This window comes from Streptomyces sp. NPDC005722 (genome assembly GCF_040630935.1).
GTDB lineage: Bacteria > Actinomycetota > Actinomycetes > Streptomycetales > Streptomycetaceae > Actinacidiphila.
The window spans coordinates 1-4,514 of the sequence record NZ_JBEXYN010000100.1 but is presented as its reverse complement, the minus strand read 5'-3'; the positions used below and the strand labels follow the sequence as shown (position 1 = coordinate 4,514).

Here is a 4,514-nt window from a genome sequence, read left to right as displayed (position 1 = left end):
AACACCGGCACCTCGGCCGCCAAGGAGGCCGGGAACATGGTGGACCTGGACTCCGACCCCACCAAGCTGATCGAGATCGTGGAGATCGGCAAGCAACTGCTCATCACCCGCGGCGCGCTGACCACCTTCTCCATCGCCAACGACGTCGCGAAGTACTTCGCGATCATCCCCGCGATGTTCGCCGCCGCCTACCCGGGCCTGGACAAGCTCAACATCATGCAGCTGCACAGCCCGACGTCGGCGATCTCCTCGGCGATCATCTTCAACGCCCTGATCATCGTCGTGCTGATCCCGCTCGCCCTGCGCGGCGTGCGCTACCGGCCGTCGTCCGCGTCGGCGCTGCTGAACCGCAACATCTGGGTCTACGGCCTGGGCGGTCTCGTGCTGCCGTTCGTCGGCATCAAGGTGATCGACCTGATCATCCAGTTCATCCCCGGCCTCAGCTGACAGAAGAAGGCGATTCCATCATGTCCGGCTCCCTGCCCGCCGTGGTCCGCAACCACGTGGCCGCCCTGCGGATGCTGCTGGTGTTCACGGTCCTCCTGGGCATCGCGTACCCGCTGGCCGTCACCGGCGTCGCCCAGGCGGCGTTCTCCGACCAGGCCAACGGCTCCAGGATCACCCAGGACGGCAAGACCGTCGGTTCCAGCCTCATCGGCCAGAACTTCACCCTCCCCAAGAAGAACCCGGACGACGCCGAGGAGGTCGCCCAGCCGGACCCCAAGTGGTTCCAGCCGCGTCCCGGCGGCTACGACCCGCTCGTCACCGGCGCCTCCAACCTCGGCCCGAACGACGAGGGTCTGGTGAAGACCATCAAGGAGCGCCGGACGGCGGTCGCCGAATTCGACGGCGTCGCCCCCGAGGACGTGCCGGTCGACGCGGTCACGGCCTCCGGCTCCGGTCTCGACCCGCACATCTCGCCCGAGTACGCCCGGGAGCAGGCCGGGCGGGTCGCCCAGGCGCGCGGCCTGGCGCCCGACAGCGTGCGCAAGCTGGTGGACGACCACGTCCAGGGCCGGATCCTCGGCTTCCTCGGCGAGGAGCGCGTCAACGTCGTGGAGCTCAACCAGGCGCTCGCCGCGCTGAAGTGACGTCGCGACACGGTCGGACCATCCGCACCACGCCGCCCGGCGGCGCAGGGACCACCTGCGCCGCCGGGCGGCGTGACACCCGTACAAGGAGGGACATCCGGTGACGCAGCCAGTCGTCCCGGCCCCGGCCGGCACTCCCCGGGGACGGCCCGGCAGACTCAAGGTCTTCCTCGGGGCGGCACCCGGAGTCGGCAAGACCTACCGCATGCTCGACGAGGCCCGCCGCCGGGCCGCCCGGGGCACCGACGTCGTCGTGGGGTACGTCGAGTGCCACAAGCGGCCACGCACCGAGGAGATGCTCGACGGCCTCGAGACCGTGCCCCGCGCCGAACGCGAGTACCGCGGCGGCGTCTTCGCCGAGATGGACCTCGACGCCGTCCTCGCCCGCGCGCCCGAGGTGGCGCTCGTCGACGAGATGGCCCACACCAACGTGCCCGGCGGACGCCACGCCAAGCGGTGGCAGGACATCGACGTGCTCCTCAGGGCCGGGATCGACGTGATCACCGCCGTCAACATCCAGCACCTGGAGTCGCTCAACGACGTCGTCGAGAAGATCACCGGCGTGCCGCAGCGGGAGACCGTCCCTGACGAGGTCGTCCGCCGCGCCGACCAGATCGAGCTGGTCGACATGCCCGCCGAAGCGCTGCGCCGCCGCATGGCCCACGGCAACGTCTACGCCCCCGAGAAGGTCGACGCGGCCCTGTCGAACTACTTCCGCGTCGGCAACCTCACCGCGCTGCGCGAACTGGCCCTGCTCTGGGTCGCCGGACGGGTGGACGAGGCGCTGCAGAAGTACCGCTCCGAACACGGCATCGGACGCGTCTGGGAGACCCGGGAACGCGTGGCCGTCGCCGTCACCGGCGGGCCGGAGGGCGAGACCCTCATCCGCCGTGCCGCCCGCATCGCCGCCCGCTCGGCCGGCGGGGACCTGCTCGCCGTGCACATCGTCCGCAGCGACGGTCTCGCCGACTCCTCACCCGCCGCCCTGGCCCGGCAGCGGGCCCTGGTGGAGAGCCTCGGCGGCACCTTCCACTCGGTCGTCGGCGACCACGTCCCCGACGCGCTGCTGGACTTCGCGCGCGCCGAGAGCGCCACCCAGCTGGTGATGGGCACCAGCCGCCGCGGCCGGCTCACCCGGTTCCTCACCGGACGCGGCGTCGGCGAGACCATCGTCGAACACTCCGGTGACATCGACGTGCACATGGTCACCCACGAACGGGCGGGCCGCGGACGCCTCCTCCCCGTGCCCTCCAGCAGCCTGCCCCTGGCCCGCAAGGTGGCCGGCCCCGTCGCCGGATTCGTCCTCCCGGTGCTGCTCACCACGGTGCTCGCCAACTACCGCGGGCACCTGAACCTCACCAGCGAGGCGCTGCTCTTCCTGCTGACCGTCGTGGGCGTCGCCTGCATCGGCGGCGTCGCCTCCGCGCTGCTCGCCTCCGTGACGGCCTCGCTGCTGCTCAACTACTACTTCATCCCGCCCATCGGCCGGTTCACCATCGGCGAGACCAACAACGTGCTGGCGCTCGCCGTCTTCGCGCTGGTCGCCGGCACCGTCGCCACCATCGTGGACCGTTCCCTGCGGCTGTCCAGACGCGCGGCCAACGCCGCCGCCGAAGCCGAGACGCTGTCCTCCCTCGCCGGGAACATCCTGCGCGGCGACCAGGCCCTCGAGGCCCTGCTGCAACGTACGCGGGAGGCCTTCGGTATGGACTCCGCCGAGCTCGTCCACGGTTCCGGCGACGGTGCGGCGGGCGTGGACGACCCGGCGGAGGGCGTGGTGGCCGTGCCCGTCGGCCCCGACGACGTCCTCGTGCTGCGCGGCCGCCGCCTGGCGGCCTCGGAGCGGCGGGTGCTCATCGCCTTCGCCGGGCACGTGGCCTCCGCGCTGGAGCGGGCCCGGCTGGCCGAGGCCGCCGCCGAGGTGGAACCGGTGAGGGCGGCCGACCGGATGCGGACGGCGCTCCTCGCCGCGGTCAGCCACGACCTGCGCACCCCGCTCGCCGGCGCCTGGGCGGCCGTCAGCTCGCTGCGCAGCCGCGAGGTCGAGTTCTCTGCCGAGGACCAGGAGGAACTGCTCGCCACCGCCGAGGTGTCCCTGGACCGGCTCAACCGGCTGGTGGACAACCTCCTCGACATGAGCCGGCTGCAGGCCGGAGCGCTCAGCCTCGCCCTGGAGCCGACCTCCGTGGCCGAGGTGGCCTCGCTGGCCCTCGACAGCCTCGCCGAGAGCACCGTCCCCGTCACCCTCCAGGGCCTGGACGACATACCGTTCGCGCTGGCCGACCCGCCGCTCCTGGAACGCGTCGTCGCCAACCTGGTGACGAACGCCCAGCGGCACGCCCCGGCGGGCACCGGGGTCCTGCTCGGCGCCAGTGCCCTCGGCACGCGCATCGAGCTGCGTGTCGCGGACCGCGGCCCCGGACTGCGGGCCGCCGACCGGGAGCGCGTCTTCGAACCCTTCCAGCGGCTCGGCGACACCGACAACACCACCGGCCTCGGACTCGGGCTCGCCCTCTCCCGGGGGCTGACCGAGGCGATGGGCGGCACCCTCACCCCCGAGGACACCCCCGGCGGAGGTCTCACGATGGTCCTGTCCCTGCCCACCGCCGGCGGTCCGGACGAGCTCCCCGCCGCCCCCGCCGGCGGGGAGGAGGCACTCACATGAGGCGCGTCCTGATCGTCGACGACGAGCCGCAGATCCTGAAGGCGCTGGAGATCAACCTGACGGCGCGTCACTACGCGGTCGCCACCGCACCCGACGGCGCCACCGCACTGCTGCTGGTGTCCCGGCAGCCGCCCGACGCCCTCATCCTCGACCTCGGCCTGCCCGACATGGCCGGGACCGACATCATCCACGGCGTCCGGGCCTGGAGCCCGCTGCCCATCATCGTGCTCTCCGGACGGACCGGGCCGGCCGACAAGATCGAGGCACTGGACGCGGGGGCCGACGACTTCGTCACCAAGCCGTTCTCCATGGACGAGCTGGCGGCCCGGCTGCGCGCCGTCCTGCGCCGCCCGCCCGTCCTGGAGGAGCCGGAGACGGTCACCATCGCCGACTACCGGGTCGACCTGGGCGCGTTCACCGTCCGGCCCCGTTCGGGCAAGGGCGAGGCACCGAGGCTCACGCCCACCGAGTGGCGACTGCTCGCCCCGCTGCTGCGCAACCCGGGGCGCCTGATCACCGGACGCCAGCTGCTGCGCGACGTGTGGGGGCCGGGCAACGAGAAGCGCACCAACTACCTGCGCGTCTACCTCGCCACCCTGCGGCACAAGCTGGAGCCCGACCCGGCCCACCCGCGCCACCTGATCACCGTGCCCGGCATGGGCTACCGCTTCGAGCCCTGAGCGGCCGCACATGGAGCACCCCGCCCGGTGATCAGGTGGCGCGGGTGGGCCGGGTCGGGCTCCAGCTTGTGCCGCAGG

General features: G+C 72.6%; 3 protein-coding genes and 1 pseudogene. All 4 read left to right on the top strand.

The genetic code is table 11. From position 1 onward, the window contains the following. Positions 1 to 447: pseudogene (locus ABZ479_RS41485) on the top strand (potassium-transporting ATPase subunit B); the annotation flags it as partial. Positions 448 to 467: 20 nt separating this feature from the next. Further along, positions 468 to 1,091, top strand: coding sequence for a potassium-transporting ATPase subunit KdpC (gene kdpC, locus ABZ479_RS41480; RefSeq protein WP_500466428.1), 624 nt, complete (start codon positions 468 to 470; stop codon positions 1,089 to 1,091). Between the two features lie 100 nt (positions 1,092 to 1,191). Beyond that, positions 1,192 to 3,756, top strand: coding sequence for a sensor histidine kinase (locus tag ABZ479_RS41475; protein WP_500466427.1), 2,565 nt, complete (start codon positions 1,192 to 1,194; stop codon positions 3,754 to 3,756). Then, positions 3,753 to 4,436 carry a response regulator gene (locus tag ABZ479_RS41470; protein WP_499609959.1) on the top strand — a complete coding sequence of 228 codons (684 nt, stop codon included), beginning with the start codon at positions 3,753 to 3,755 and terminating at the stop codon, positions 4,434 to 4,436. The genes ABZ479_RS41475 and ABZ479_RS41470 overlap by 4 nt, the downstream gene beginning before the upstream one ends. Positions 4,437 to 4,514: the final 78 nt, after the last annotated feature.